We start from the raw sequence: 26,249 nt of genomic DNA on the forward strand, positions 1-26,249 counted from the left end.
AATCTGAGCCATGATCAAACTCTTCAATTTAAGATTTTGTTCGGCTCAATGAATACTGAACATTCCTTTCGCTAATAAATAGCAGAAGTAATGTTTGAATTGACTGTGCTGAATCTTTCGATTCAATGGTCACTTCGTATCATTGAAACCTAATTTGAAGCCTAAGCTTCTAATTGGATTATCATCAACGAGTGCCCACACAGATTGATAGGTCTATATTTTTAAAGAGCACACTTCGAAGTTCTCTTCAAAGTGGACGGCTATTTTAGCTAGATAACTTATCGTGTCAAACACTTTTTTAAGTTATTTATCTGCGAGTTAATTTTAACTCACTAACCGTAGTTGTTTAGGTTCCGCTTCACTTGCTTTCCCGTGACAACGGAGGCGCATTATAGGGAGTTCATTAAAGAACACAAGTGCATTTTTTAAAAAAACTCACCTTTTTAGTTTATTCGTATAGAAAACAGACAAAAGACTCTAAAAAACTATAGAAAAGGGGCCAAACGGCCCCTTTTGTGTGATTTTTATCTCAATTTTACTGTATCCATACAATTATTGATGAGCACAAATTTGGTCATTAATAACAATTAGCTGCACTGTCTTGTCTGGAACGATTTCACCAGACAGAATTGATTTGGCTAACGGGTTCTCGACATTCTGCTGAATTGCACGTTTTAAAGGACGCGCACCATACACAGGATCGAAACCAACTTGAGCGATCAAATCGAGCGCTTTGTCGGAAACTTCTAGTTGATAGCCTTTCTCCTCTAGTCGTTTCGCCAAACGTTCCAATTGAATAGAAGCAATGGACTTAATGTGTTCTTGACCAAGTGGATGGAACACCACGATTTCGTCAACACGGTTCAAGAACTCTGGGCGGAAGTGTTTGCTAACCACATCCATCACTTCACTCTTGATACCTTGATAGTCTAATGTTGCGAAATTCTCTTGGATACGAGATGAACCCAAGTTAGATGTCATGATCACAACCGTATTACGGAAGTCAACAGTACGACCTTGACCATCCGTTAAACGCCCATCATCGAGAACTTGCAGCAGAATGTTAAATACATCCGGATGCGCTTTCTCTACTTCGTCTAACAAAATTACCGAATACGGCTTGCGACGAACCGCTTCCGTTAAGTAACCACCCTCTTCATATCCGACATAGCCTGGAGGCGCACCCACCAATCTTGCCACTGAGTGTTTCTCCATGAACTCAGACATATCGATACGGACCATCGCATCTTCGCTGTCGAACATAAAGCTCGCAAGTGTCTTACAAAGCTCTGTTTTACCCACACCAGTTGGACCTAAGAATAAGAAGGAGCCAATTGGTCGGTTTGGATCAGAAAGCCCAGCTCGACTACGACGAATGGCATTCGATACAACAGAGACCGCTTCGCTTTGCCCTACCACACGATTATGCAGCACGTCTTCCATACGAAGTAGTTTCTCTTTTTCCGCTTCTAGCATCTTGGATACCGGAATGCCGGTTTGCTTAGAAAGTACTTCTGCAATCTCGTTGTCGGTTACTTTATTACGCAATAGCGTCATTTCCTGCATTTCAGCTTGGGTTGCAAGATCTAACTGCTTCTCAAGTTCAGGAATACGACCATATTGAAGCTCCGACATACGGTTTAGATCGCCAGCACGGCGAGCAAACTCCATGTCCATACGAGCTTGTTCAAGCTCAGACTTAATATGTTGAGTGCCAGAAAGAGCTGCTTTTTCTGTATTCCAAACCTCTTCTAGCTCAGCATACTCTCGCTCTTTTTCATTGAGTTCTTCATTAAGCGCTTTCAAACGCTTTTCACTCGCTTCATCGTGCTCGTTACTTAGTGCTTGTTGCTCAATTTTGAGTTGGATAATTTTACGCTCAAGCTTATCCAAGGACTCTGGCTTAGAGTCAATTTGTAAACGAATGCTTGAAGCCGCTTCGTCAATCAAGTCAATCGCTTTATCCGGCAACTGACGGTCGGAGACATAGCGATGTGACAAGCTCGCCGCAGCAACAATCGCTGGGTCAGTAATTTCGACGTGATGATGAAGCTCATAACGCTCCTTCAAGCCACGTAAAATCGCCACGGTATCCTCAACGGTCGGCTCATCCACCAGCACTTTTTGGAAACGACGTTCTAATGCTGCATCTTTTTCGATGTACTGACGATATTCATCCAATGTTGTTGCGCCAACACAGTGCAGCTCACCACGAGCTAATGCCGGTTTTAGCATGTTGCCCGCATCCATTGAGCCTTCACCTTTACCAGCGCCGACCATAGTGTGTAGTTCATCAATGAAGAGGATGACGTTGCCTTCTTCTTTAGCAAGTTCATTCAATACTGATTTTAAACGCTCTTCAAATTCACCACGGTATTTAGCACCAGCAACCAGTGCGCCCATATCCAGTGATAGCACTCGGCGACCACGCAGACCTTCAGGTACTTCATTGTTAACTATGCGCTGCGCTAAGCCTTCAACAATTGCTGTCTTACCTACGCCTGGTTCACCGATAATCACTGGGTTGTTTTTAGTACGACGCTGCAATACTTGGATAGTACGACGGATTTCATCATCACGACCGATAACCGGATCCAATTTACCTTGCTCTGCACGCTCGGTAAGGTCTATGGTGAACTTTTCCAATGCTTGGCGAAGCTCTTCCGCATTCGGGTCATTGACCTTTTGACCACCTCTGATCTTTTCGATTGCCTGGCTGACTTTTTGCTCTGTTAAGCCGATCTCTTTGAGTAATTGCCCCAATGGTCCGCGATCTTCTAAAGCGGCAAGCAGGAAGACTTCAGACGAGATATAGGAGTCTTGACGCTTTTGCGCCACTTTGTCACACAGGTTAAACAATGTGCCCATCGAGCTAGAGAGCTGAACATCCCCACCGATGCCACTGACTTTTGGTAATCGATCTAACATTTCACTCAATTTAGAGCGTAAATGCGTTACGTCCACATCCAGCATAGTAAGCAATGGACGAATTGGACTGCCATTTTGATCAAGCAAAGCCACCATGAGGTGAACTGGCTCGATATATTGATGATCGCGCCCTAACGCTAGTGATTGAGCATCAGAGATAGCGATTTGAAACTTACTTGTGAATCGATCAAGACGCATATCTACCTTCCTAACCTCAACTAAAGGAAATTCTTTTGACAGTTAGAAAGATGGATACTCAGGAGGGGAATTTCAAGGGAGTGAATGAATAAAGATAGCTTTGCAAAAATAGTAGTATGCATCTTAGCACTTTGGTGCTTATAGCTAGTCTTCGATCCAAATAAAGGTTGCTTGTCGACCAGTCTTACCATCACGGCGATAAGAGTAAAAAGAGGTTTTATCTTGGTAAGTACAAAGTCCAGAATCAAACACTTGTGTCACACCAGCCCGGTTTAGACGTTGCGTTGCCAGCACCGACATGTCAGCAAACCATTTACCGTCGATATCGCGTGGAGCAAATGCTTGATTCGCCTGTGAATCAAAATCAACAAAAGCTTGCAGAACATCTTCACCCACTTCGAAGGCTTGAGGGCCAATGGCGGGGCCAAGCCACGCTATCACTTCACCAGAAAACAACGCTAACGCATTTTCGACAATGCCATTTGCTAAGCCGCGCCAACCTGCGTGAACAGCGGCTACTTGCGTACCTTGTGTATTAGTCAATAATACAGGTAAACAATCGGCGGTCATCGCTGAACAAACAACATGGCTTGAAGAAGTAAATACACCATCCGCATCAAGCACCTGTGTTGTTGGTTCATTTGCTTGAGCCACAACGGTTGAATGCGTTTGGTTTAACCAGATTGGCGCATTTGGCATGCTTGCCTGTTGCGCCAACCAAGCTCGGTTCTTCTCTACTAAAGACAAATCATCCCCAACGTGAGTACCTAAATTTAGCCCTTGGTAAGGGCCTGTCGAAAATCCGCCTATGCGTGTTGAGGCGAAAGCTTTGACATTTTTAGGCGCTGGCCAATTCGGAATGATCGTCTTCATATTAGAATTCTTCCGGTAAGCCGTGCTCTTCTGTATCTTGACGAAGCGCTTCAGTCATCACAACCATGTCATCAGGCACTGGAGCATGAAACTCAAGAACTTCGCCCGTAATTGGGTGCTCAAAGCGCAGCATTACTGCGTGCAATGCTTGGCGATCGAAACCCCGGATCATTGCCGTTAGCTCTTCAGACGCACCTGTCGGGATGCGAGCACGTCCACCATATGCAATATCACCGAGCAACGGATGCTGAAGGTAAGACATGTGCACACGAATCTGGTGCGTACGACCCGTTTCTAGACGCAAGCGAATACGCGTGTGTTCGCGGAAGCGTTCAGCAACACGGTAGTGCGTTACTGCTGGTTTGCCCATTGGTGCTACCGCCATAAGCGTGCGCTTAGTAGAGTGACGACCAATCGGTTGATCCACTTTACCGCCCGCAGTCATACGACCAATAGCGATCGCTTCGTACTCACGAGTAATATTACGTTTTTGCAGTGCGCGAACCAGACGAGTTTGTGCAGGAACGGTTTTCGCCACCACCATCAAACCCGTTGTGTCTTTATCCAAACGGTGCACGATACCTGCACGAGGTACTTCTGCAATATCAGGGTAATGATGCAACAACGCATTAAGTACAGTGCCATCAGGCGTACCAGCGCCCGGATGAACCACAAAGTCACGAGGTTTGTTGATAACGATAATATCTTCATCTTCATAGACGATATCTAGCGGGATATCTTGCGCTTCCCAGCGTTCTTCATCTTCTAACTCGGCTTGCAATGTAATTTCCTCGCCACCCATTACTTTGGTACGAGGTTTAGTGACAACTTCACCATCAACTTGAACTTTCCCATCAAGCAGCCACTCTTTTAGGCGCGAGCGAGAGAAGTCCGCGAATAATTCGGCGATAGCTTGGTCTAAACGTTGACCTAACTGGCTATCTTTTACGGTATTTGTTAATACAATCTGCTGAGCCATATCGAACTTTTTTAAAAACTGTGAGACTAATGCTCACGACTGTGAAAAAATAGACTATTACGTCATTGTATCTGTTACTGGAAAGAAAGTAACGGCAGCTTAAGAAATATTTAGATTCAAGGAACAGACTCCTGATATGAAACGTCAGACTTTAACAGGCCTTTTAGCGGTATCCCTTCTGTTTGGATGTGCAAGCAAAGAAGAAATCGTTCCTGATGTGCCGCCTTCGGAACTGTATGCAGACGCACAGATTTCTCTTCAAAGTGGTAATTGGCTTTCTGCAATTGAGAAACTGGAAGCATTAGACTCACGTTACCCATTCGGTGCCTACTCAGAACAGGTGCAGCTTGACCTAATCTATGCGTACTACAAAAACGACGACCTTGCTTTGGGCTTGGCAACCATTTCTCGCTTTATGCGTTTAAACCCAACCCATGAAAAGATGGATTGGGTGCTGTACATGCGAGGTCTAAGCCACATGGCGCAAGATCGTAACTTTATGCATGATTTATTCAGCGTAGATCGAAGCGATCGCGATCCTGAACCGGTAAAAAAAGCGTTTGATGACTTCAAAAAACTACTTCAACGCTACCCGAATAGCCCATATGCAGAAGATTCACAAAAACGTATGGTCGCGCTGAAAAACCGTCTAGCGAACTATGATTTAGCGACTGCTGACTTCTACCTTCGCCGTGAAGCTTGGGTCGCTGCTATTAATCGCAGCCAAGAGCTGCAAAAAGCGTATCCAGACACAGAAGCTGCACGTAAGTCACTGACTATCCAGCTAGAGGCCTACAAGCAACTTGGTTTGGAAGACGCCGTAGCAAGAACTGAAAAGCTTATCGAGCTCAACCCTGTGAAGTAATTGAACTTGCTTTAAACTGAACCGCCACCGTTTTTACCGTGGCGGTTTTTTATTACTCTCAATAGTGTATTCAGCCCTTTCTTGATGATCTTCCTAGCTCCACATATGCTTAAAGTTCTCCTCCCCCCTTTATAAAAAGGATGTGAACGTGACGATATCTAAGCTTTGCGCAGTTATGCTGCTCCTATTGTCTGCTTCCGTTTGCGCACTGCAAATCTCGCCGCTCAAACAGCCTCCTTATACCGGAGACCTCGATGTCATCAAGGAGAAGAATGTACTGCGCGTCTTAGTTTCTGCTGATTTAGGCTTTTACTACATTGAGGGCGGCACACCAAAAGGCATAGGCGCAGAATTGCTGGCGCATTTCGAAAAAGACCTTCGTAAACTCAAACCAAAGCTTAACGTACAAATTATTCCTGTTGCCCGCGACCAGCTACTGCCAGCCTTAGAAAACGGTTCAGGTGACTTAGTTGTCGCCAACCTGACTATTACCGACACGCGCAAACAGAAAGTGGAGTTCAGTTCACCCATCCTCACTGGTATTCAAGAGTGGGTAGTGACAAACAAAAGCACACCAACGATGACGAAAATCGAACAATTGAGCGGCAAAGAGATTTGGGTGCGCGCCAGTTCTAGCTACTTTGAAAGCATTCAGACACTAAATAAGAAACTAAACAAAAAAGGCTTACCGCCTGTTATCGTGCACTTTATTGAAGAAACACTTCAAGATTATGAGCTGGTCGGAATGCTCAACAATGGTTACGTCAAAGCCATTGTTCTCGATAGCCATAAAGCCAAGCTTTGGCTGAAAGTGATGGATGATATTCGGGTTCACAAAAAAATCCCTATCCGCAAAAATGGCAAAATTGCTTGGGCAATGCGAGAAAATAGTCCCAAATTAAAAGCCGTCGTGAATAAGTTCATCCAGAAGTCTCGCTCTGGGACACTACTCGGTAACGTTATTTACGGTAAATACATCGATAATACGGGATGGTTGAACAGAGCTCTTAACCCTAAGAAAATTGCTCAACTAGAAAAACTCGCGGCGCTATTTTCACGCTATGGTGAGAAATACGATATCGACTATTTACTGATCGCTGCAATCGCTTACAAGGAATCAGGATTTAATAACGACCTAGTTGGAAGTCGAGGTGCCGTTGGCATAATGCAAGTCCTACCTAGCACCGCTCAAGATCCGAATATCAATATCAAAAATGTTCGACAATTAGAAAACAACATTCATGCTGGAGTGAAATACTTAGCTTTTTTGCGTAAGCAGTACTTCAGTGACCCTGATATTACTGCACAAAATAAACTCTACTTTACATTGGCGGCTTACAATGCGGGCCCCGGCAATGTAGAGCGTATTCGTAAGCGTGCAGCCCAACAAGGTTACGATCCTAATGTTTGGTTTAATAACGTTGAAGTCGTTATGCGGAAAAGTTTAAGCTCAACGGTTGGGTACGTCACAAGCATTAATCGCTACTACATAATATACAAACAACTAGAAAGCTTGGACCAAGTCAAAAGTCTAGAAAGGGTTTCACTAGCCCCAAAAGACCCCATTTTCATGATACCGCTACGAAAAGTCAGCCAAATGCCAGACAGTAAAAAGCCGCTTGTACAGTAAGCGGCTTTTTAAATGGATTCATTGGAAAGACTCAGTGATCGTCATCACACCTTACGTGTAGTTAAATTTTAACCACCTCAAATATTAGGCCGTAAAACTTCCCTAAAAACGAGGCCGTTTTCAGCTGAGTACTCTATCCAATCTACGGATTTACTAACCGATAACAAGCAATTTCACGATAAATCTCAGAAGTTCTTGAGTGAGATCACATTCATTTTTCATCATAAAAAACCCGAGCAAAATAATGATCTGAATCACATTTTTTTATGCTTAAAGCGGTAATCTGAACTCAACCCATGAGGGATGCAACAGAGGAAAAACACTTATGACAATGAATATCACTGGCAAAAACATCGAAATCACCTCTGCAATCCGAGCTCATATTGAGAGCAAATTTAAAAAACTGGAGAAATGGCAAGTAGACCTAATTGGTTGCCAAGCAACTTTCAGTGAGGAACCAAACAAACAGAAGAAATTCGAAGCGGTTATCAAAGTTCCTAAAGGCCAGCTCATTGCCTCAGCAACTCACGAAGATCTTTACGCAGCTATCAACGAAGTGGAGCAAAAACTAGAACGACAATTGAACAAGCTGACCCACAAACCTGAAGCTCGACGTGCAAGTAAGCCTGAGCTAGTGGAAGAAGAAGAGTAAACTGAACATATTGAGGAAATAGCGCCGAAAGGCGCTATTTTTTTGCTTGACGCTCTCCCCAGCCTTGCTTATTGTGTTTAAACACTCATAAATTAAGCACTATTTATGCATTTAACCTCACTGTTTATTTTTGACTTCTTTTTCCTCCCATAGTTGGAGGGGCGAACTCGTTTGTGAAAGAAAAGTCAAAAACAAACAGAAAGCCTCCCAAATCGGGAGGCTTTTTTATAAGGAAAGAATTGATGACTGACCAACCTATTTCCCTCGAAGAAATTCGTTTACGCTTGAATGAGTTGGATGACCAACTTCTCAGCTTATTGTCTGAGCGCCGTAAACTCAGCATTGAAGTAGCCAAAAGCAAAGTACAAACCTCAAAGCCTGTTCGCGACGCCGTCCGTGAACAGCAATTATTGGTCAAGCTGATTTCTAATGGCCAAGATAAATACGAACTTGACGCGCAGTACATCACCAAACTTTTCCATACCATCATTGAAGACTCAGTTCTGCTTCAACAAAGTTATCTGCAAAATCTCGTTAACCCACAGCAAAGCCGTAAGCCACTTGCTCGCGTCGCTTTTTTAGGAGCCAAAGGCTCTTATTCGCACTTGGCAAGTCGCGAATACTTCAGTCGTAAAAATACGGAGCTTATCGAGCTCAACTGCGAGCACTTTAAAGAAGTGACTCAAACGGTTGAATCTGGCCATGCTGATTATGGCGTTCTGCCAATCGAAAACACCAGCTCAGGCTCTATTAATGAAGTGTATGACTTACTACAACACACGACGCTTTACATCGTTGGAGAGCTAACTCAACCAATCGAACACTGCTTGGTTGCGAAAAAAGACATTCGTCTGGAAGATATTAAAACGCTGTATTCTCACCCTCAGCCACACCAACAGTGCAGTGAGTTTTTAAGCCGTATGAAAGGGGTAAAGCTGGAATCCTGCGCGAGCACAGCAGATGCAATGCAGAAAGTCCAAGAGATGGATCGTGATGATGTGGCTGCAATTGGTAATGCATCAAGCGGTAAGCTATATGGCTTGCAAGCAATTCAAGGCAACATCGCAAACCAAACCGAAAACCATACTCGCTTTATCGTGGTTGCTCGTAAACCGGTTGAAGTTTCTACTCAGATTCCAGCAAAAACCACATTGATCATGTCGACCTCCCAAGAGGCAGGCTCATTGGTTGAAACACTATTAGTGCTGCAACGTTACGGCATCAATATGACCAAGCTGGAATCACGCCCAATTATGGGGAACCCGTGGGAAGAGATGTTCTACGTAGACTTGACATCACATCTTGCTTCGACAGAAATGCAACAGGCACTTGAAGAGCTAACAAAAATCACTAAGCACTTGAAAGTATTAGGCTGTTACCCGAGTGAGAACGTAAAGCCTACGCAAGTAAAATTGAGTTAATAGACACCAGTGAGTAAAAAGATCATGGCAACCCAAAAAGTCGTAATCGCATCGCTAAACCCAGCCAAAATTAATGCAGTTCAAAGTGCATTTCGTAATGCATTTCCGCATCAAGAGTTCAACTTCGTTGGCATCAGTGTACCGAGTGAGGTCGCAGATCAGCCCATGACGAATGAAGAAACTCATCGTGGTGCGCTAAACCGCGTTAAAAACGCAAAAGTAGAGATGCCAAACGCGGATTACTATGTCGGTCTCGAAGCGGGAATTGAAGCAAACGTGACGTTTGCTTGGATGGTGGTTGAGTCAGAGACTCACCGCGGTGAATCTCGTTCTGCAAGCTTAATGTTGCCGCCAAAAGTCTTGGAAAAACTCAAGGATGCGAATGAGTTGGGAGATGTAATGGACAAAGTGTTTGGTACTGATAACATCAAACAGAAAGGTGGCGCTATTAGCCTACTAACCCAAAACCAGCTAACTCGAAGCTCGGTCTATCACCAAGCCTTGATTCTGGCTTTGATTCCATTCACAAACCCTGAGCACTTTCCTTCAAATTTATAACACTCAGCCTATTCTCTAGATACGCAAAAGGGCGGATATTTCCGCCCTTTGTAATACGTTATCTTAGTCAATTGTAACACCAAGGCCTAAAAGCAAATTGGATATACTGTCTACTTAGATACCGCAACTTGTTCTAACAAGACTTTCAACTTGTCTTTTTCTTCATCAGATTTCGACTTTAGTTCGTTAGAGCCACGAGTAATGGTGGCAATGCCCACACCAAGCATCTGACTGATCTGACGTTGAGATAATTCTCCTTTAAGAAGTTCGTTAATTATATTAACGCGTGATATTAATGACTCTCTCTCATCACGTGACATCAGCATTGTTAACAGCATGTCATCTTGCTGGGTGCCCATACTTGTTCGAATTAGCTCAATAATCTGTTGCCAGTCTTTGTACTCGGGTTCGTGCGACATCAAGTTACCTCACTCAATACTTGGTATTGATCTCATGTTGATTCAAGAACGCGCCATCGATACCCAAAAGATCACGATAGTATGTTTCAAACATCAAGATGTTTTGTACATAACCGCGCGTCTCTTTAAATGGAATTGCCTCAATAAAGGCATAAGCATCCACTTTTCCTTGGGTACGCTCTCGCCACGTTTTTACTCTGTTAGGACCTGCATTATAAGCAGCAAGAGCAAAAATACGATTATTATCGTAATCCTCTAATAAACCTTGCAAATAATGGCTACCAATTTCGATATTTTTTCCTACATTGTAGAGATCCTGCGTACCTTGATAACTCAACTTATATTTACGTGCCGTGTACTTCGCCGTCGCAGGCATGATCTGCATAAGACCACGAGCGCCAACTGGAGAGCGGGCTTCAACATCTAACGCACTTTCCTGTCGAGCGAGAGACATCATCGTGACGGGATCAATGTTGTGCTTTTTCGCATAAAAGTTAAACCACCAGCGGTGTGCTATTGGGAACCTAAGTTCGATATTATCCCACATCTGCGCTTGAATACTCGCGGTCACCGTTAGGTGATGCCAACGTTTAAATGATGCATAAGCCGCCAACATCGCCTTTTCATCTTTCCCTACGCGGCGCAGTAAGTGTGCCCATTCACTCTTCGCTGCTGCGATTTTATCCGTCGCGATCAACTCTTCGATACGAGCTAACGAGTCTTGATAGGGTTGAACAACTTTCTTATCCAACTTAACCGTATGCGTTGGGTATTTGATTGATTGCCCGATTGCATTGGCGGCAGCCACACTGTAGAAGTTTCGTTGCCCAAGCAGAGTTGCTAAACGCTGTTTCCCCGCGATGTCATCACCTAACGCTATTTCACTTCTTCCAAGCCAATATTGCCAGCGTAGCGTGGCTTGTTCTTCTTTATTTAGAACAGCAATCCACTCTTGTACGCCTTTCCAATCTGCATTTTGAATCGCTAAGCGGATGCGCGTTTCAATCAACGGTAAGTACTGACTGGTTTTCGTTTTATCATCGCGCCATTTAGCTAATGACTCAGACTCCGTACGAGTCAATCGAAATGCAATATAGTCGGCAAGTTCTTGCGCTTTTTCTGGAGAAAACTTCTGTCCTTTAATGACAGCATCGTACGCACCTTGTGCTTGGCTAGTGTTCATGCGAGCCAACTTTTCTAACGCATATTCACTTTGCGCTCGATTAAAATCATTCGCAGGTTTTTTCTTCGCGAATTCCGCAACACTTGAAGGATTATCAAACAACGCTTTCATTTCTTTGGCTTGTTGCTTTGCCTGCGCTGATTTAGGCAGTTTGAGCAAGTAACTCATCAAACCGCCATTACGAGCATCAAACGCCAGTAACATACGCTGTAGAATCAGTTCATCGGTACGCTCACCCGCCTTGTCCCATGCTGCAAATAATGGGTCACACTCATCAGCAATGCTGATGCCACGTAACCACATATGTTCAGCCCCTTTAAACGCCGCGACTTTCTTGCCTTGCTTTAATTGAGCGACGTAGAAAATACATTGGTAACGCTCACCACTAGGAATGACTTTTTGAAACTCAGTAATGGTTTTCCAATCTTTTTGCTTATAAAGATGATTGAGGTATGGAGCGCGAACTCGACGAGAAAATGGAAAAGACTCGTGCTCAGAAATAAACTCGTTCACCTGTTGTGGTGACTTTTCCGGTAACTGTCTAATAAAAGTGCGGTAATCCACATAAGGCGTTAGTGGATAGTCAGAAATTTTAGGACGAATCGAAAGGTATCTGTCGATGTCATTTTTATCTAATAAATCTTGAGCTTGCTCATATACTTCGCGCTGCTTTTCCAAACTCAGCGCGGCATTAGCACTCAAACTCATAGCACACAACGCGGCGGCGCAGCATACCTTTTTAGCCAATTCAGATACGTTGAATCTCATTTGTGTCATTTTCCCCAGACATATACTGCCCTAAAGCCTAGTTTTGTTAGAGTTCATGTGATGTTAAGGCAATTTTCACACATGCATCTATTTACACAGAATGCAGATGTCCATGTAAAGCAACTTTGTGTATTAAAAATTGTACTCGTCAAACTTTTAAGACGATGGAGACAAAGCGTTTCTAACTCGCATAGAACACACTTCGTCATTCTTAACGAATAACAAAAGTGTATACCCTAACCGTGTAAGTTTCCGGTCAGCTCAAAATAAGAAATCCATTCGTTAGGGAAATTCTTGCAATGCGGTAACAAAAACAAAGCACTTGGTATAAAATGATGGGTTTGAATGACAGTTAATTTAGGAACGATCGGCAATGGCTGAATACGTATATACCATGTCGCGGGTGAGCAAAATTGTGCCACCTAAGCGTCAAATTCTTAAAGACATCTCTCTGAGCTTCTTCCCTGGTGCGAAAATCGGTGTTTTAGGTCTGAACGGTGCAGGTAAATCCACACTGCTACGTATCATGGCAGGTATCGACACGGATATCGACGGTGAAGCGCGTCCACAACCTGGTCTAAACGTAGGTTACCTACCTCAGGAACCAGTATTAGACGAATCAAAAACCGTTCGTGAAGTTGTTGAAGAAGCGGTTGCTGACGTTGCTGACGCTCTGAAACGTTTGGACGCAGTCTACGCAGCATACGCTGAACCAGATGCAGACTTCGACGCACTTGCAAAAGAGCAAGGCGAGCTAGAAGCCCTTATCCAAGCGAAAGATGGCCACAACCTAGAAAATGCGCTTGAGCGTGCGGCAAACGCACTTCGTTTACCTGAATGGGACCAAAAAATTGCGCACCTATCAGGTGGTGAACGCCGCCGTGTGGCTATTTGTCGCTTGCTACTTTCTAAGCCAGACATGCTATTGCTTGATGAACCTACCAACCACCTAGATGCAGAATCAGTTGCTTGGCTAGAGCGCTTCTTAGTGGATTACACAGGTACCGTAGTAGCCATCACCCACGACCGTTACTTCCTAGATAACGCTGCGGGCTGGATCTTAGAACTGGACCGTGGTGAAGGTATCCCATGGGAAGGCAACTACACCTCATGGCTGGAGCAAAAAGACGCTCGTCTACAACAAGAAGCCTCCCAAGAGAGTGCTCGCCAAAAGACTATCGAGAAAGAGCTTGAGTGGGTACGTAAAAACCCTAAAGGTCGTCAAGCGAAGTCAAAAGCACGTATGGCTCGCTTTGAAGAGCTACAAAGCTCTGATCACCAAAAACGTAATGAAACCAACGAACTGTTTATCCCACCTGGTGAGCGTCTAGGTGATAAGGTTATTGAAGTGAAGAACCTGACCAAGTCATTTGACGGTCGTGTTCTGATTGATGACCTGTCATTCAGCATCCCTAAAGGTGCGATTGTTGGTATCATCGGTGCGAACGGCGCAGGTAAATCGACGCTATTCAAGATGTTAAGTGGTACTGAACAACCAGACTCGGGCACAATTGAGATGGGCGATACAGTAAAACTAGCATCTGTCGATCAGTTCCGTGACAGCATGGACGATTCTAAAACCGTATTCCAAGAGATCTCTGAAGGTGCTGATATCATTAAGATCAACAACTTCGAAATCCCAGCTCGCGCATACTGTTCACGCTTTAACTTTAAAGGCAGTGACCAACAAAAGATTATTGGTGAACTATCGGGTGGTGAGCGTAACCGTGTCCACCTTGCGAAGCTGCTTAAAGCGGGCGGTAACGTGTTGCTACTCGACGAACCAACCAACGACCTTGACGTTGAAACACTGCGTGCTCTAGAAGAAGCGTTACTAGAGTTCCCTGGTTGTGCAATGGTTATCTCGCACGACCGTTGGTTCCTTGACCGTATCGCTACCCACATCATTGACTACCGTGACGAAGGCCAAGTTAACTTCTACGAAGGTAACTACACAGAGTACATGGATTGGTTGAAGAAAACATTGGGTCCTGAAGCCGCAGAACCACACCGTATCAAATACAAGCGTATTGCGAAGTAATCGCAACCCACAAAGTTTGATTGTAATTTGTACAAAGGCCGCTATCATAGCGGCCTTTGTTTTCTTTGTTATAAAAAGAGCTCATTAGCCCGTCTCGTTCGTTAAGAACATGACATAGCACTTACGTCACTCTGTAGCGACCTCGACACTTTTCAAACAACAATCGAACATTTTTTGTTCGTATTGATATACTATTCAATTCTGTTTGACGACCTGACGAGAATATTCATATGACAGAGAGACGACGCTTTTCACGTATTCTCCATCAAGCTCCAGCTAAGATAGAACAACGTGACTTGGCAATTGAAGCTAGGATTCAAGATCTTTCCTTGCATGGTTTACTCATGAAAGTGGAAGAGACTGAGGCTTTGGATCCAACCCTTCCAGTCCATGTGACTTTTTCATTTGATCAATCCGAACAAGTGATTACGTTAAAAGCGCAAGTTGTGGATCTCTCTAAGTGTGAGATTAGGTTGAAGATCGCTAAGATAGACATCGAAAGCATTAGCCAACTAAAACGATTTATAGAATTGAATGTAGGCAATAACGACCTTCTGAATCGAGAGTTAGAGCACCTCTCTGGTTTTTAGGAGAAAAATAAATGAACGCCTATTTAAGTAACAATAACTATGTCTAAAAAAATCATCACGCAGATCCCGACGAAAGACGGCGATCAGCAGTTCTATTTGGGCCGCAGTTCGGTCCTAGCAGTATTTGCTTCAGTATTGGCATTACCCGCCGTCGTTGGTGGCGCGTGGTACCTTAATCAGCAGCAGATGCACAATAAAGACGAACTAACACAAATCATCGCCAAACTGGAAAGTGAAAAGGCCGAAGTGACGGCTCTTTACGAAGAACAGCTTGATACCAATCATTCGCTTTCCCAGTCTTTGACGGACAAAAACAATCAAATTCAGCTATTGGGCAAACGGGTATTCGACGTTGAATCGGTTTTAGGTCTCGCAGACGAAGAGTTGATGATCGATGAGAACAGCATGGGGTTAGAGGAGCGAATTGACGCAGCCGCTATCGATTCTGCTGTTCGCGCGACGATGTTCCGTTTGATACCAAATGACAGCCCAGTCACATACCAACGTATTTCTTCTTCTTACGGCAGTCGTATTAATCCGATTTCAGGTAAGAGGCATGTTCATACTGGTATCGATCTGACTTGTAAAAGAGGAGAAGAGATCCTGGCACCGGCTGACGGTGTGGTGGAAACCGTTCGCCCGAGCAATCGTGGTTATGGTAACTATGTCACCATTCGTCACTCATTTGGCTTTATGAGCTCCTTTGCTCATCTACAACGCTTCAAAGTGAAAAGCGGTCAGTTTGTTAGTAAAGGCGACATCATTGCTCAATGCGGTAACTCTGGCAACTCCACAGGGCCACACTTGCACTATGAAGTACGCTTCCTCGGACGAGCACTCAACCCTCAATACTTAATGGAGTGGACGCCAGAAAACTTCAACGACGTCTTTGAAAAAGAGAAAAAAGTGAAATGGGGACCTTTGGTTCAATTGATTGATAACGTTGTACGCCTACAAGTCAATTTAACCAATTCACCCTATCGCGATACCAGTATCAACACAGTATCAAGTGAAGATACGAGTAATACTGCGACGAACTGATTTGTCCATCAACACGAAAAAGAGCAGCTTACGCTGCTCTTTTTGTTTCGGACTCTGCACGACTAAATAACCCGTGATTAACCGCGATGAATATTATCATTCGCCTGTTTGAGTAAGTTTTGGCTCTCATTCATAAATTGTTGAGAATAAGTACCAAACCAATCACTCACCTGCTTAAAGCTTTCGATGAATCGCGCTTTGTCTCCGCTATCCAGAATCGCTACCGCATCACCTAAACGCTGATGGAATCGCTTGATCATATCGATATTCTCTTGAGAAGAGAAAATGATATCACCGTACAAGTTCGGATCCTGACCAAACAGTCGTCCCACCATCGCCAATTCAAGGCGGTAGATTGGCGAGCTTAACTTCAACAACTGATCGATGTTCGGATTCTCTTTGCTAAGGTGCATACCGTAAGCAAACGACGTGAAGTGGCGCAACGCCTGAATCAACGTCATGCCATGATCGTGCTCTTGTGCATCGATTTGGCACAAGCTTGCGCCCCAAATCCCAAACTGTTGCAATAGCCATTGGTAATGCTCGTGACCACGGCCATCACAGTACACAATAACCTGCTTGGCAAGGCTCGGAACATCTGGGCCAAACATTGGGTGCAAACCAACCACAGGACCTTGGTGCACATTCAACATTGCTTGCAGAGGCTTCGACTTGATAGAAGTCAGGTCACACAGAATGCAGTCTTGCGGCAAGTTCCCCAGTTTTTCGATCACCCCTTCCGTTAGATGAATCGGCACCGTGACCACGACTAAACCCGCGTTGTCTAGAATCTCATCCGCATGATCCCAGTCTTTACTGCCGAGAACTTTGACCCGGTAGCCCGACAATTTGAACATACGCCCAAACAGGCCACCCAATTGACCATTACCACCAATAATAACAACTGAGCGTAAATCAGGGTTCAAACACTTAAAACCGGAATCTTTCTCGCTGGCATAAGATTCACGCATTGTTCGACGCAGAATATCTTCAATAAGCTGTGGAGGAATTCCCATTTTTTCAGCTTCAGCGCGACGAGAAGCTAACATCGCCGCTTCACGGTCTGGAGCATAAATTGGCAAACCATGTTCGCTTTTTACTTCCCCAACTTTCTCTACGAGCGCTAAACGCTGAGCCAATAGCTCCAACATTTGCTTGTCGACTGCATCAATCTGATCGCGTAATGCGTTAAGTTCAACTGCCATTGATGTTCCTTAAATCCTGTATTAATTAGCCTTTAGACGATTTTCTAAGAAAGGCACTAGCTCTTCATGTGCATGACGTAATAGTGCCTCAGTTGAATCCCAATTGATACATGCGTCAGTGATAGATACACCGTATTTCATCTCTTCAAGAGCTAAGTCAGAAGATTGATTTCCTTCATTGATATGGCTTTCAATCATAAGACCGATAATAGATTTATTGCCTTCACGGATTTGATGAATCACATCCTCCGCGACTAATGGCTGGCGACGGTAATCTTTACGTGAGTTGGCGTGACTGCAATCCACCATTAATGAAGCATCAAGACCAGATTTCGCCATCTCTTGCTCACACTCAGTGACTGATACCGAATCGTAGTTAGTTTGCTTGCCGCCACGTAAGATCACATGTCCATTAGCATTGCCCTGGGTGGTCAGCAGTGCGACTTGTCCCTCACGGTTAATTCCCATAAAACGGTGGCTAGAGGACGCAGCTTGCATCGCGTTAATTGCGGTTGCCAAACTGCCATCGGTGCCATTCTTAAAACCGATTGGCATAGACAGGCCGCTTGCCATTTCACGGTGAGTTTGTGACTCCGTCGTACGAGCACCGATGGCTGCCCAGCTAAAAGTATCCGCCAAGTATTGTGGGCTAATTGGGTCTAGAGCCTCAGTCGCGAGCGGGATTTCCATCTCTGCCAACTCCACCAGAAGTTCGCGTCCAACATGCAGACCGTGTTCAATATCGAAACTGCCGTCTAGGTGTGGGTCATTGATCAGGCCTTTCCAGCCGACCGTGGTGCGCGGCTTCTCAAAGTAAACACGCATAACAATATACAGTTGGTCACTTAGTTGTTCAGAGAGTGCTTTAAGTCGCTTTGCGTAATCCTTCGCCGCTTCTACGTCGTGGATAGAACATGGACCGCATACAACAAGCAGGCGGTGATCCTTCTTGTGAATAATATTAGCGATAGTTTGACGAGACTCTTGAATAAAGCGACGTGCTTTTTCACTCAAAGGAAGCTTGGTTTTTAGTTCCTCCGGAGTAATAAGAACCTGTTCTTCGATAATATTAATATTGCTCAACTCACTTTTCTGCATAACTCTAACCTGTATATTTATTTTTACACCCAACCAAACCTTTGGTGAGACAACTAAGCTTTAACGACAAGATAACAGGCTAAAAAAGAAAAACAAGCGTACAGAATAAAAAACATTTAGTGTAAACCTAGGTTTACAGTTAAATAAAAAGCCAAAATATAATTAACTTTGGCTTCTCATCGCTGTTTTGAATCTTTTACAAGAGGTTTAGCTAGTCAAGCGTTTCATCGCTTCACTCGCCGCTTTCCACTCTTGAGATAGCTTAAGTTCGCTTGGAGAAAATGACTGTTTTTTCAGTAATCCATCCGCGAGTGGCACGGTTGAAACCGGTAAGTTGTCTAATACCTCAACGTGCGCTTCTCGTTTATTACACATTAACAACATATCGCAGCCAGCTCTCAATGCTTGAGCACCTCGCTCGGCAGGGCTGCCCATGATCGCAGCGCCTTCCATGGTCAAGTCATCCGAAAAAACCAAACCTTTAAAACCCAATTGCTGACGCAGGACCTGTTTTAACCAGTATTCAGAACCGCTGGCTGGTTGAGCATCATAGTGTGGGAAAATCACGTGAGCAGGCATCATGGCATCTAAAATACCGGCATCAATTTGCGCTTTGAAGATCGCCATATCTTGTTCAAAAATATCACTGCGCTCGTCGTATGGTGTTTCTAGATGTGAGTCTGCAATCACGCCACCATGTCCAGGGAAGTGCTTGCCTGTCGTTGCCATGCCAACACTCTTCATTCCCTGCATATATGCAGTGCTATAGCGAAGAATGGTATCGGCATCTTCACCGAATGCACGGTTACCGATCGCTTTACATTGATGGCCTTGGTCAAGTACCGGGGCAAAGCTTAAATCAATATCATGGGCAATCAGCTCTGCTGCCATTAACCAACCGCCCATACGAGCAAGCTCTTCACCATTTTGATGTTTAGCGTACTCATCAGCAGCAGGAATTAATGAGAAACCTTCGCGAAAGCGCTGCACTCGGCCGCCCTCTTGATCCACACCGATCAAAAACGGGCGCTTAGCCGCCTTTCGGATGGATTGAGTAAGTGCTTGAAGCTGTTTGCTATCATGATAGTTGCGAGCAAATAGAATTAAGCCACCAACCGTAGGATGCTCCAAGATTTCTTTGTCTTCAGCGGTCAGTTCATACCCCGCAACGTCAACCCATAACGGTCCCATGTTTTCTCCTCAAAATCGGCTGAATATCTCGTATTCGATGAGGTTATTCGCTTCAGATTTGCTTTACAATAAGTGAATGAAGAATTGACGAGATCGGCTATGAAATTTAACGAACTGTACATTGGTGTGATGTCTGGAACGAGTATGGATGGTGTTGATACCGCTCTAGTTGAAATAAGCGATGAGCATGTTCGCCTGATTGCGCATGACGACTACCCAATGCCCGCAGCACTAAAAGACATGCTGTTATCTGTTTGTACCGGTCAAGCAACAAATTTAAAAGCCATAGGTGAACTTGACCACCAGCTCGGCCACCTATTTGCAGATGCTGTGTTACAGCTGCTCAATAAGTCTGGTTACGTCGTAGAGCAAATTCGTGCGATTGGTAATCACGGTCAAACAGTATTCCATCAGCCTACCGGAAACTTGCCGTTTACCACTCAATTGGGCGATGCAAACATTATCGCGGTCAAAACAGGCATTGATACGGTAGCGGATTTTCGTCGTAAAGACATGGCGCTAGGTGGACAAGGTGCCCCACTCGTCCCTGCTTTCCATAAAAGCATTTTTGCGATGCAGGATTCCACAACTGTGGTACTTAACATTGGAGGCATTGCCAATATCTCGGTACTGCATCCAGAACAACCAGTCATTGGCTATGACACAGGCCCGGGCAATATGTTGATGGACGCATGGTGTGCGCTGCATACTGGGCAAAGCTTCGACGAAGATGCACAGTTTGCACTTAAAGGAACGGTAAACGCTACTTTGTTGACTCAATTACTCAAAGAAGCTTACCTCGCCATGCCAGCCCCTAAAAGTACCGGACGAGAACTGTTCAATATTGACTGGCTGCATCAACAACTGGCCCATCACAATTTACCAATCGAAGACGTACAACGTACACTTTGCGAGTATTCTGCAATTACCATTGCCAACGAAGTCGACAAGTTTTCTCATGGCATCACACCTCAACTATTGGTCTGTGGCGGTGGAGCAAGAAACCCACTTTTGATGCAGCGACTAGCTAAGTTATTGCCACAATGGAGCGTTGCGACAACGGCAGAAAAAGGCGTTGATGGCGACTACATGGAAGCAATGGCGTTTGCTTGGCTTGCGCAGCGCCATATTCACGGCCTCCCTAGCAACTTACCGGAAGTTACGGGGGCAAGTCGTCTCGCTTCACTGGGTGTACTCTATTCAAAAAATTAAGGGCAATAGATCCTAAACAAAAAGGCTTAATTCATTATGACGAACGATGCACTTATCGCAGCTTTATCCCATCTGGTATCTGAAGGGCGAAACCCAGACACCATGGACATCGACTTGCTGCCTTCTCTCGATATTGTTCAACGCATCAACCAACAGGACAAACTCGTTCCTCTTGCCGTTGAAAAAGTGTTGCCTGAGATCGCTGAAGCCGTTGATAAGATCACGGAAGCATTTAAGGTCGGAGGTCGGTTGTTTTACATCGGTGCGGGTACCAGTGGTCGACTTGGCGTTTTGGACGCTTCAGAATGCCCACCAACTTTTGGCACAGATCCAGAGATGGTCGTTGGTATTATTGCTGGTGGAAAAGAGGCAATGTTCCGTGCAAAAGAAGGGGCGGAGGACGATCCAGCATTGGGTGAGCAAGATCTTAAAGAGAATACGCTAACACAACGCGATGTCGTCGTTGGTATTGCGGCAAGTGGACGAACACCTTACGTGATTGGTGGCTTAGAGTATGCGAACGAGCTTGGTGCCACCACTGTAGCACTATCTTGTAACCCTGACTCTCCGATTGCAGATATTGCTGATATTGCGATTAGCCCCGTTGTTGGACCTGAAGCGTTAACGGGATCCACTCGCTTAAAATCAGGGACGGCACAAAAACTCGTACTAAACATGCTCACTACCGCAAGCATGATTCGCCTGGGCAAAAGTTATCAGAACTTAATGGTAGATGTGAAAGCGACGAATGCAAAGCTAGTTGCAAGAGCGACTCGTATTGTTATGCAAGCAACAGATTGTACTAACCAAGAGGCTAAAACGGCGCTCAAAGAAACGGACTACGACGCCAAGTTAGCGATTTTGATGATTTTAACCGGGCTGGATAGAGAAAGCGCGACTGAGCAACTGAACGCCAAGCAAGGATATTTAAGAAAAGTCGTGATCGCGCAAACTAATCAATCTTAATCAATAAAGCGCCTCACTTATTTAAAAGTCAGGCGCCTTTTATGGCTCAATTTAGTAGTTCAATCGTTCAATGTGAGTAATACCGACTTTACCTTCAAGGTCACTGAACATATGAACCATTGCTGGGTATGGTTGTGCTCCAGGGTAGACAACTTCTGCATTACAGAAAAACGCATAGTTTTGTCCGGCTACGACTTGAGTAGCCACAACCAAAGGGGAGTATTTGACACCGACAAACCCCTCGATACCTTTAGCAAATACTTCTTTATTCTCTGCTGTGAGTTCATGAAATGGACTCCAGCCACCAGCCATTTGCGTTGACATAATGTGATTCCTTTTTTTCTGTGCTCACTATCAAGCAATATGAACATAGTTTAATAAGGAAAATTTTGCCACATTTATGTGATGCAGACAGTGTAACAACGGCTTTATTGACTATTAATTTGAGTATTCATTCCAACCACGTTGCCATTCCATGCGGAATTTTTGCGCTTGCTCAGTACCTTCACAAACCCCTTCGTAATACTGACCAGATAACCCCATTTGATACGCAAAAGCAGGATTACAGTACTCACGTAAACCTTCTAAATAACCTTGGTCGTAGTCACTTTGCTTAACACTACCCAACTCACGAAGCTCGCTCATCGTGCGCGATGTGTGTCCGGTTATGCCATCTTGATATCCGATCTGATGCCAATCTCCCGACTTGGCAAGATCTGCTGTCGTTGCTGTGCATCCTACAAGTAAAGCCAGTGCCAGACCTACCGTTACCTTTTTCATGGTTCTTCCTTAAGTAATTGTTTTCAAAAATAAGCTTACCACTAATTATTGGCGCTTGCCGCTGAGCTTGCAGATTTAACCACTGATGACTCAAATCAGCCGCTCAAGACTGTCATCAACCTTTCGCCATTTTTAAAAACCGCTCAAGCAGCATATCGACCACTCAGTGCTCTATTCGACCACTCATCTACTAACCGAATGCATTTAACACAAGTGACGCATAACATGCATCCTGAGATTAAAAAATTACCCTACCCAACTAAGACCAAGGACAATTGCTATGATGTGGTTTCTAACCTGTGTCGCAGCCCTAATCGGCGGATACTTCATCTACGGCGCTTTCGTCGAGAAGATTTTCGGCATCAATGAAAAACGCCAAACGCCAGCTCACACCAAATCGGACGGTGTTGACTTCGTTCCAATGTCAACAAAGAAAGTTTACCTAGTTCAACTACTTAACATCGCAGGTGTTGGTCCAATTTTTGGCCCGATCATGGGGGCACTATACGGTCCTGCGGCGATGCTTTGGATTGTAGTCGGTTGTATTTTTGCTGGTGCAGTACACGATTACTTCTCAGGCATGCTTTCAGTGCGTAACGGCGGTGCATCTGTACCTACCATTACAGGTCGCTACCTAGGTAATGGCGCAAAACACTTTATGAATATTTTTGCCATTGTCCTATTGCTTCTAGTTGGCGTAGTGTTCGTTTCAGCCCCTGCTGGCATGATTACTAACCTCATCAATGATCAAACAAGCTTGAGCGTAAGCATGACTACAATGGTTATTGCTATTTTTGCTTACTACATCATTGCGACGATTGTTCCTGTCGATAAAATCATTGGTCGTTTCTACCCACTGTTTGGCGCCCTACTTATCTTTATGTCTGTTGGCCTAATGACAGCCGTTGCTTTCTCTAGCGAACACACAGTAATGGGTGACTTCCAAGTTTCGGACATGTTCTCTAACCTCAACCCAAATGACATGCCGTTATGGCCTGCATTGTTCATCACTATCGCATGTGGCGCTATCTCTGGCTTCCACGCAACTCAGTCTCCACTGATGGCGCGTTGTATGGAAAATGAGAAAAACGGTCGCTTCGTATTCTACGGTGCAATGATTGGTGAAGGTGTTATCGCGCTAATTTGGTGTGCTATCGCTCTGTCTTTCTTCGGCTCTCTAGACGCTCTATCAGAAGCTGTGAAAAACGGTGGCCCTGGTAACGTGGTATACAGCGCATCATTTGGTCTGCTAGGTGTGTTCGGTGGTATCCTTGCGTTCCTGGGTGTGGTTATCCTACCAATTACGTCTGGCGATACAGCGTTCCGTTCAAGCCGCTTGATCCTTGCTGAATACTTCAACATGGAACAAAAAACGCTACGTAACCGTCTACTGATGGCACTTCCACTGTTCGTTATCGGCGGTATCTTAACTCAAGTAGACTTCGGCATTATCTGGCGCTACTTCGGTTTTGCAAACCAAACAACAGCGGTAATGATGCTTTGGACTGCGTCCGCTTACCTACTGCGTCACAACAAGCTGCACTGGATTACCACTATCCCAGCTATCTTCATGACCACGGTATGTGTCACGTTCATCTTAAACAACAGCTCGCTAGGTTTTGGTCTGCCAATGCAACTATCAACTATCGTAGGTATTGTGTTTGCCCTAGCTGTGACAGGTTACGTTATCAAAACCTCTAAGGGTAAAGGTGAAACTGAACTGGCTGACGAAGAGAAACCACAAGCCGTATCAGAAACAGCGTAATACTCGTCACATCTGAGTGACTAAGATAGGAGCCTGCCAATTGCAGGCTCTTTTTGTTTTATACCCAAGTCACTTTAAGACTCAGAAAGCACAGCGCAGCATCATTTACTTAGCTGTTCTTATCTATCTGAGCCAAGCATCTTGAGGTTACTTAGGTATACAATAACAACATTGATTCTAGGTTAGGTTCACTATGGAACTGGTCATCTCCCTTTTACAACAGATGTGTGTGTACTTAGTTTTGGCTTACATGCTAAGTAAAACGCCAATCATCTTACCTTTGCTGAGTATTTCTTCGCGCTTAAGCCACCGCCTAATTTGTTACGTACTCTTCTCTGGCTTTTGTATTCTCGGCACCTATTTCGGTCTGCACATCAACGATGCTATTGCCAATACTCGTGCGATCGGCGCAGTTATGGGCGGGCTGTTTGGTGGACCTGTTGTAGGTTTCGCCGTCGGATTTACTGGTGGCATCCATCGATACTCTCTTGGTGGCTTTACTGACCTAGCCTGCGCAATTTCAACCACCGCCGAGGGCGTAATTGGTGGCTTGCTCCACGTTTACCTTATCAAGCGAAATAAAGGCGCATTGCTGTTTAATCCAAGCGTCGTATTCAGCGTCACGTTTGTTGCAGAAGTGGTGCAAATGATTTTGCTGCTCGCCGTCGCGAAACCTTTTGATCAAGCCTATGAACTGGTGTCCGCTATTGCAGCGCCTATGATCATCGCGAACTCATTTGGTGCAGCGTTGTTCATGAGTATCCTGCAAGACAGAAAAGCAATCTTTGAAAAGTTTTCTGCGACGTTTTCGCGTCGAGCGCTCACCATTGCTGATCGCTCAGTGGGAATTCTAAGCAACGGCTTCAACACCGAAAACGCAGAGAAAATCGCACGTATTATTTACGAAGAAACCAAAGTGGGCGCTGTCGCGATTACTGACCAAGAAAAGATCTTGGCGTTTGTGGGCATTGGCGATGATCACCATAAACCGAACACGCCGATTTCATCGCAAAGCACATTAGACTCCATGGAGAAAAACGACATCATTTATCTTGATGGTGCGGAGCGTCCATACCAATGCTCCATTGCAAAAGATTGCAAGCTCGGATCTGCGCTGATCATCCCACTGCGTGCAGGGAAAGAGGTCATTGGTACCATAAAGCTGTATGAACCGAAGCGTAAATTGTTCTCGACGGCCAACATGTCGATGGCGGAAGGAATAGCCCAGCTTCTATCTAGCCAAATCCTTTATGGCGATTACCAACAACAACAAGCCTTACTCGCCCAAGCAGAAATAAAATTGCTTCACGCTCAGGTGAATCCACACTTTTTGTTTAATGCACTCAATACTATTAGTGCGATTACTCGTCGTGACCCTGACAAAGCGCGCGAGCTAATCCAAAATTTATCGCACTTCTTCCGCAGCAATTTAAAGCAGAACATTAATACCGTGACGCTAAAGGAAGAGCTTGCACATGTGAACTCGTACTTGAGCATCGAAAAAGCGCGTTTTACGGACCGCTTAGAGGTTGAAATCGATATTCAACCTGAATTGCTGGACATCAAATTACCAAGCTTTACACTCCAGCCTTTGGTTGAGAACGCCATTAAGCATGGCATTTCAAACATGCTTGAAGGTGGTAAAGTTCATATATACAGCGAAGCACACTCACAAGGTCACTTGATTACCGTCGAAGACAACGCAGGCAGTTTTGAACCGCCAAAAGAAAACCACTCAGGGCTAGGTTTAGAAATTGTCGACAAACGTCTCACTAATCAATTTGGACGTGATGCAGCGCTAAAAATTACGTGCGAGCCACATCAATTTACTAAAATGAGCTTTATCATTCCCCCAAAATCATAAAAGCACGCTGAAGCAATAAAGG

The 26,249-nt window shown here is 44.7% G+C and carries 22 protein-coding genes and 1 other annotated feature; of the genes, 12 read left to right on the forward strand and 10 right to left on the reverse strand.

All coding sequences use genetic code 11. The features are described 5' to 3' along the window. Positions 1-552: 552 nt before the first annotated feature. The 3 genes from clpB to rluD form a co-directional block, all read right to left on the reverse strand. The gene (gene clpB, locus KJB35_RS26620) at positions 553-3,126 is read right to left on the reverse strand and encodes an ATP-dependent chaperone ClpB (RefSeq protein WP_104975872.1); all 2,574 of its coding nucleotides are present in this window, start codon (positions 3,124-3,126) and stop codon (positions 553-555) included. A gap of 144 nt (positions 3,127-3,270) precedes the next feature. After that, entirely contained in the window at positions 3,271-3,999 is a 729-nt protein-coding gene (gene pgeF / locus KJB35_RS26625; protein ID WP_213903623.1) for a peptidoglycan editing factor PgeF, read from the reverse strand. 1 nt (position 4,000) lies between these two features. Beyond that, positions 4,001-4,978, reverse strand: a complete 978-nt coding sequence (gene rluD / locus KJB35_RS26630; protein WP_005381875.1) for a 23S rRNA pseudouridine(1911/1915/1917) synthase RluD — start codon at positions 4,976-4,978, stop codon at positions 4,001-4,003. Positions 4,979-5,114: 136 nt separating this feature from the next. Here rluD and bamD point away from each other — a divergent pair, with 136 nt between their 5' ends. The 5 genes from bamD (at position 5,115) to yjjX (ending at position 10,104) form a co-directional block, all read left to right on the forward strand. Then, on the forward strand, positions 5,115-5,843 hold the full coding sequence (bamD, locus tag KJB35_RS26635; RefSeq protein WP_005381876.1) for an outer membrane protein assembly factor BamD: 729 nt from the start codon (positions 5,115-5,117) through the stop codon (positions 5,841-5,843). 148 nt (positions 5,844-5,991) lie between these two features. Next, entirely contained in the window at positions 5,992-7,473 is a 1,482-nt protein-coding gene (locus KJB35_RS26640) for a lytic transglycosylase F (protein WP_309474001.1), read from the forward strand. 325 nt (positions 7,474-7,798) lie between these two features. After that, positions 7,799-8,125, forward strand: a complete 327-nt coding sequence (gene hpf, locus KJB35_RS26645) for a ribosome hibernation-promoting factor, HPF/YfiA family (protein WP_005381889.1) — start codon at positions 7,799-7,801, stop codon at positions 8,123-8,125. A gap of 108 nt (positions 8,126-8,233) precedes the next feature. After that, positions 8,234-8,355: a sequence feature (Phe leader region), on the forward strand. Positions 8,356-8,367: 12 nt separating this feature from the next. Next, the gene (pheA, locus tag KJB35_RS26650; RefSeq protein ID WP_017636154.1) at positions 8,368-9,546 is read left to right on the forward strand and encodes a prephenate dehydratase; all 1,179 of its coding nucleotides are present in this window, start codon (positions 8,368-8,370) and stop codon (positions 9,544-9,546) included. A 24-nt stretch (positions 9,547-9,570) separates the two neighbouring features. After that, positions 9,571-10,104: an inosine/xanthosine triphosphatase gene (gene yjjX, locus KJB35_RS26655; RefSeq protein ID WP_025768441.1), complete on the forward strand. Its 534-nt coding sequence runs from the start codon at positions 9,571-9,573 to the stop codon at positions 10,102-10,104. A gap of 110 nt (positions 10,105-10,214) precedes the next feature. Here yjjX and trpR read toward each other — a convergent pair whose 3' ends face one another. Beyond that, positions 10,215-10,523 (reverse strand): trp operon repressor, encoded by a 309-nt coding sequence (gene trpR, locus KJB35_RS26660; RefSeq protein ID WP_005381892.1) that lies wholly within the window; start codon positions 10,521-10,523, stop codon positions 10,215-10,217. Positions 10,524-10,536: 13 nt separating this feature from the next. Continuing rightward, positions 10,537-12,483, reverse strand: a complete 1,947-nt coding sequence (gene sltY, locus KJB35_RS26665) for a murein transglycosylase (RefSeq protein WP_044129577.1) — start codon at positions 12,481-12,483, stop codon at positions 10,537-10,539. Between the two features lie 364 nt (positions 12,484-12,847). On the opposite strand from sltY, the gene ettA reads away from it, so the two are divergent. The 3 genes from ettA (at position 12,848) to KJB35_RS26680 (ending at position 16,146) form a co-directional block, all read left to right on the forward strand. Then, on the forward strand, positions 12,848-14,515 hold the full coding sequence (gene ettA / locus KJB35_RS26670; protein ID WP_005381894.1) for an energy-dependent translational throttle protein EttA: 1,668 nt from the start codon (positions 12,848-12,850) through the stop codon (positions 14,513-14,515). A 230-nt stretch (positions 14,516-14,745) separates the two neighbouring features. Further along, on the forward strand, positions 14,746-15,105 hold the full coding sequence (locus KJB35_RS26675) for a PilZ domain-containing protein (RefSeq protein WP_033906113.1): 360 nt from the start codon (positions 14,746-14,748) through the stop codon (positions 15,103-15,105). Positions 15,106-15,144: 39 nt separating this feature from the next. Next, positions 15,145-16,146: a M23 family metallopeptidase gene (locus KJB35_RS26680; RefSeq protein WP_213908275.1), complete on the forward strand. Its 1,002-nt coding sequence runs from the start codon at positions 15,145-15,147 to the stop codon at positions 16,144-16,146. Positions 16,147-16,223: 77 nt separating this feature from the next. Here KJB35_RS26680 and tyrA read toward each other — a convergent pair whose 3' ends face one another. From tyrA to nagZ, 3 genes are all read right to left on the reverse strand, one after another. Continuing rightward, positions 16,224-17,351 (reverse strand): bifunctional chorismate mutase/prephenate dehydrogenase, encoded by a 1,128-nt coding sequence (gene tyrA / locus KJB35_RS26685; RefSeq protein WP_054576675.1) that lies wholly within the window; start codon positions 17,349-17,351, stop codon positions 16,224-16,226. A 21-nt stretch (positions 17,352-17,372) separates the two neighbouring features. After that, the gene (locus KJB35_RS26690; protein ID WP_005381904.1) at positions 17,373-18,449 is read right to left on the reverse strand and encodes a 3-deoxy-7-phosphoheptulonate synthase; all 1,077 of its coding nucleotides are present in this window, start codon (positions 18,447-18,449) and stop codon (positions 17,373-17,375) included. A 207-nt stretch (positions 18,450-18,656) separates the two neighbouring features. Continuing rightward, positions 18,657-19,640 (reverse strand): beta-N-acetylhexosaminidase, encoded by a 984-nt coding sequence (gene nagZ, locus KJB35_RS26695; RefSeq protein ID WP_017821494.1) that lies wholly within the window; start codon positions 19,638-19,640, stop codon positions 18,657-18,659. 99 nt (positions 19,641-19,739) lie between these two features. Here nagZ and KJB35_RS26700 point away from each other — a divergent pair, with 99 nt between their 5' ends. Together KJB35_RS26700 and murQ are read left to right on the forward strand one after the other, a co-directional pair. Next, positions 19,740-20,852 carry an anhydro-N-acetylmuramic acid kinase gene (locus KJB35_RS26700; protein WP_017821495.1) on the forward strand — a complete coding sequence of 371 codons (1,113 nt, stop codon included), beginning with the start codon at positions 19,740-19,742 and terminating at the stop codon, positions 20,850-20,852. Positions 20,853-20,888: 36 nt separating this feature from the next. Beyond that, a complete protein-coding gene (gene murQ / locus KJB35_RS26705) occupies positions 20,889-21,818 on the forward strand; it encodes an N-acetylmuramic acid 6-phosphate etherase (RefSeq protein WP_047103912.1) in 930 nt (309 codons plus the stop codon). A gap of 51 nt (positions 21,819-21,869) precedes the next feature. Here murQ and KJB35_RS26710 read toward each other — a convergent pair whose 3' ends face one another. Both KJB35_RS26710 and KJB35_RS26715 read right to left on the reverse strand, forming a co-directional pair. Next, a complete protein-coding gene (locus KJB35_RS26710) occupies positions 21,870-22,142 on the reverse strand; it encodes a hypothetical protein (RefSeq protein WP_005381911.1) in 273 nt (90 codons plus the stop codon). 114 nt (positions 22,143-22,256) lie between these two features. After that, positions 22,257-22,598 carry a DUF2799 domain-containing protein gene (locus KJB35_RS26715; RefSeq protein ID WP_047103915.1) on the reverse strand — a complete coding sequence of 114 codons (342 nt, stop codon included), beginning with the start codon at positions 22,596-22,598 and terminating at the stop codon, positions 22,257-22,259. Between the two features lie 280 nt (positions 22,599-22,878). Here KJB35_RS26715 and KJB35_RS26720 point away from each other — a divergent pair, with 280 nt between their 5' ends. Together KJB35_RS26720 and KJB35_RS26725 are read left to right on the forward strand one after the other, a co-directional pair. Further along, positions 22,879-24,363, forward strand: a complete 1,485-nt coding sequence (locus KJB35_RS26720; RefSeq protein WP_005381914.1) for a carbon starvation protein A — start codon at positions 22,879-22,881, stop codon at positions 24,361-24,363. A 193-nt stretch (positions 24,364-24,556) separates the two neighbouring features. After that, positions 24,557-26,227, forward strand: a complete 1,671-nt coding sequence (locus tag KJB35_RS26725; RefSeq protein ID WP_054576674.1) for a sensor histidine kinase — start codon at positions 24,557-24,559, stop codon at positions 26,225-26,227. Positions 26,228-26,249 lie beyond the last annotated feature (22 nt).

This window comes from Vibrio sp. D431a (assembly GCF_030248655.1).
GTDB classification, from domain to species: Bacteria; Pseudomonadota; Gammaproteobacteria; order Enterobacterales; family Vibrionaceae; genus Vibrio; species Vibrio alginolyticus.

Bases quoted from the DNA above. Each gene is read 5' to 3' on its own strand.
- KJB35_RS26700 (WP_017821495.1), top strand. From the start codon at position 19,740: ATGAAATTTAACGAACTGTACATTGGTGTGATGTCTGGAACGAGTATG.
- KJB35_RS26690 (WP_005381904.1), bottom strand. From the start codon at position 18,449: ATGCAGAAAAGTGAGTTGAGCAATATTAATATTATCGAAGAACAGGTT.
- hpf (WP_005381889.1), top strand. From the start codon at position 7,799: ATGACAATGAATATCACTGGCAAAAACATCGAAATCACCTCTGCAATC.
- KJB35_RS26720 (WP_005381914.1), top strand. From the start codon at position 22,879: ATGATGTGGTTTCTAACCTGTGTCGCAGCCCTAATCGGCGGATACTTC.
- KJB35_RS26675 (WP_033906113.1), top strand. From the start codon at position 14,746: ATGACAGAGAGACGACGCTTTTCACGTATTCTCCATCAAGCTCCAGCT.
- ettA (WP_005381894.1), top strand. From the start codon at position 12,848: ATGGCTGAATACGTATATACCATGTCGCGGGTGAGCAAAATTGTGCCA.
- pheA (WP_017636154.1), top strand. From the start codon at position 8,368: ATGACTGACCAACCTATTTCCCTCGAAGAAATTCGTTTACGCTTGAAT.
- tyrA (WP_054576675.1), bottom strand. From the start codon at position 17,351: ATGGCAGTTGAACTTAACGCATTACGCGATCAGATTGATGCAGTCGAC.
- sltY (WP_044129577.1), bottom strand. From the start codon at position 12,483: ATGACACAAATGAGATTCAACGTATCTGAATTGGCTAAAAAGGTATGC.
- KJB35_RS26680 (WP_213908275.1), top strand. From the start codon at position 15,145: ATGTCTAAAAAAATCATCACGCAGATCCCGACGAAAGACGGCGATCAG.
- yjjX (WP_025768441.1), top strand. From the start codon at position 9,571: ATGGCAACCCAAAAAGTCGTAATCGCATCGCTAAACCCAGCCAAAATT.
- murQ (WP_047103912.1), top strand. From the start codon at position 20,889: ATGACGAACGATGCACTTATCGCAGCTTTATCCCATCTGGTATCTGAA.
- trpR (WP_005381892.1), bottom strand. From the start codon at position 10,523: ATGTCGCACGAACCCGAGTACAAAGACTGGCAACAGATTATTGAGCTA.
- nagZ (WP_017821494.1), bottom strand. From the start codon at position 19,640: ATGGGACCGTTATGGGTTGACGTTGCGGGGTATGAACTGACCGCTGAA.
- rluD (WP_005381875.1), bottom strand. From the start codon at position 4,978: ATGGCTCAGCAGATTGTATTAACAAATACCGTAAAAGATAGCCAGTTA.
- KJB35_RS26715 (WP_047103915.1), bottom strand. From the start codon at position 22,598: ATGAAAAAGGTAACGGTAGGTCTGGCACTGGCTTTACTTGTAGGATGC.
- KJB35_RS26710 (WP_005381911.1), bottom strand. From the start codon at position 22,142: ATGTCAACGCAAATGGCTGGTGGCTGGAGTCCATTTCATGAACTCACA.
- bamD (WP_005381876.1), top strand. From the start codon at position 5,115: ATGAAACGTCAGACTTTAACAGGCCTTTTAGCGGTATCCCTTCTGTTT.
- pgeF (WP_213903623.1), bottom strand. From the start codon at position 3,999: ATGAAGACGATCATTCCGAATTGGCCAGCGCCTAAAAATGTCAAAGCT.
- KJB35_RS26725 (WP_054576674.1), top strand. From the start codon at position 24,557: ATGGAACTGGTCATCTCCCTTTTACAACAGATGTGTGTGTACTTAGTT.
- clpB (WP_104975872.1), bottom strand. From the start codon at position 3,126: ATGCGTCTTGATCGATTCACAAGTAAGTTTCAAATCGCTATCTCTGAT.